Raw genomic sequence first — 2,085 nt, 5'->3', positions numbered from 1 at the left:
GGCCGGGCGTGCGTCCGGCGGGGGACCCGGCCCCGCGCCCCGGCCCGCGGACCCCGTCCGGCCGCGGCGCCGCTCCCGGCTGCGCCGCAACCGGTACCGCGGCCGCAACCTCGTGGTCCTGGCGGCGTTCCTGCTGCCGGCGGCCGCCCTGTACGGCTGGCTGTTCGTCGGCGCCGTCGGGCAGACGGTCCTCTACAGCTTCTACGACTGGAACGCGGTCAGCGACCCCGTCCCCGTCGGGCTGGACAACTTCACCCGGCTCGTGTCGGACCCGGTGTTCGGGCAGGCGCTGGTCAACACCCTGTACATGACCGCGCTGCTGGTGTTCGTGCAGTTGCCCGGTGCGTTCCTGCTGGCCTGGTTCCTGTACCGGCGCGTACGCGGCTGGCGCTTCCTGCGCACCGTGTACTTCCTGCCCGTCGTCATCTCGACCGCGGCGGTGGCGCTGCTGTTCGGCTTCCTCTACGAGCCCAACTTCGGCGTGCTCAACGCGCTGCTGGAGCGGGTGGGCCTGGACGACCTCGGCCGCGACTGGCTGGGCGACCCGCTCACCGCCATGACCGCCGTCTCCGTCCCGCTGCTGTGGAAGGAGGTCGGGCTGATGATGATCATCCTGCTGGCGGCCATGCAGGGGCTGCCCGGCGAGGTGCTCGAGGCGGCGGAGATCGACGGCGTCAACGGCTACCAGCGGCTGCGCCACGTGGTGCTGCCGCTGCTGTCGCGGGCCATCGGGCTGTGCCTGCTGCTGTGCATCACGACGGCGTTCAAGGTGTTCGACTTCGTGCTGCTGATGACCGGCGGCGGGCCCGGCAACCGCACCGAGATCACCGGCTCCTACCTGTACGCGCAGGGCTTCGAGCGGTTCGAGTACGGCTACGGCAGCGCGGTCGCGGTGGTCATCACGGCGGTCGTCGTGGTGGTCGTGAGCATCCCGCGGCTGTTCCGGCTGGTCACGGGGAGGAGGACGGCATGACGGCGGCACCGACAGGGGCCCGGCGGCGGCCGCTGCTGGCGGCGGCGCGCGGCTCGTTCGTGTGGGGCTACGCCGCGATCACCGTGTTCGGGTTCGCGTTCGTGGCGATCTCGGCGTTCAAGTCCAACGCCGAGATCTTCGCCGACCCGTTCGCGCTGCCCGAGTCGTGGGGGTTCGACAACCTGACCCGGGCCTGGACGACGGCGCACATCGGCGACTACTTCGTCAACACCGCGCTGGTGGCCGTGGTGACGACGGTGCTCAGCACGCTGCTGGCGGCCACGGTGGCGTACACCATCGTGCGGATGCGCTTCCCGGGGTCGTCGCTGGTGTACCTGGCGTTCGCGATCGGCGTCGGCGTGCCGCTGCAGGCGCTGCTGGTGCCGACGTTCATCGTCATGAACAACGCGGGCCTGCTCGACAGCCTCACCTCGCTGGTCCTCGTCTACACCGCGTTCGCGCTGCCCAAGGCGGTGTTCCTGCTGGCGGCGTTCATGAAGGACGTGCCGGGCGAGCTGGAGGAGGCGGCGCTCATCGACGGCGCGGGCGAGCTCACCATCTTCCGGCGGGTGGTCATGCCGCTGTGCCGGCCCGCCCTGGCGACGGTCGCGGTGCTGGAGTTCCTCGGCGCGTGGAACGAGTACGTGTACGCGAGCGTGCTGATCCGCAGCCCGGAGAACCGGACGATCTCGCTGGGCCTGGCCTCGTTCAGCTCCGAGTACGCCAGCGACTACGGGCTGATCGCGGCCGGCGTGCTGATCACCGTCGTCCCCGTCGTCATCGTCTACGTCCTGCTGCAACGGCACGTCGTCGCCGGGCTGTCCACCGGCGCGCTGAAGGGGTGAGCACCACCATGACCGCACGGACCATCGTCGAGGTCCGGGCCACCGCGCACACGCTGCCGGTCGACCCGCCGTTCCGATGGCGCGACGGCCTGCCCGCGTCGGGGACGACCCGCGGCGTGACGCAGCTGGAGATCGTCGCCGACGACGGGACGGTGGGGGTCGCGGTGCTGCCGCGCGGCACCATCGGCGTCGACCTCGTCGAACGGCGCATCCGTCCCACGCTGGCCGGCCGCGACGCGCTGCTCACCGAGGACTGCTGGGCGGCGC

The 2,085-nt window shown here is 71.5% G+C and carries 2 protein-coding genes and 1 pseudogene; all 3 read left to right on the top strand.

The window, feature by feature from the left end; all coding sequences use genetic code 11:
• Positions 1-973 (top strand): carbohydrate ABC transporter permease (locus DY240_RS23065; RefSeq protein ID WP_147375464.1); only part of this gene is annotated, 973 nt, incomplete at its 5' end.
• A complete protein-coding gene (locus DY240_RS23060; RefSeq protein ID WP_119662113.1) occupies positions 970-1,818 on the top strand; it encodes a carbohydrate ABC transporter permease in 849 nt (282 codons plus the stop codon). The genes DY240_RS23065 and DY240_RS23060, both read left to right, overlap by 4 nt.
• A gap of 8 nt (positions 1,819-1,826) precedes the next feature.
• Positions 1,827-2,085 (top strand): annotated as a pseudogene (locus tag DY240_RS23055) (enolase C-terminal domain-like protein); the annotation flags it as partial.

Source organism: Jiangella rhizosphaerae (assembly GCF_003579925.1).
GTDB classification, from domain to species: Bacteria; Actinomycetota; Actinomycetes; order Jiangellales; family Jiangellaceae; genus Jiangella; species Jiangella rhizosphaerae.
The sequence above is the reverse complement of the archived record's forward strand: the minus strand, read 5'-3'. Positions and strand labels throughout refer to the sequence as shown.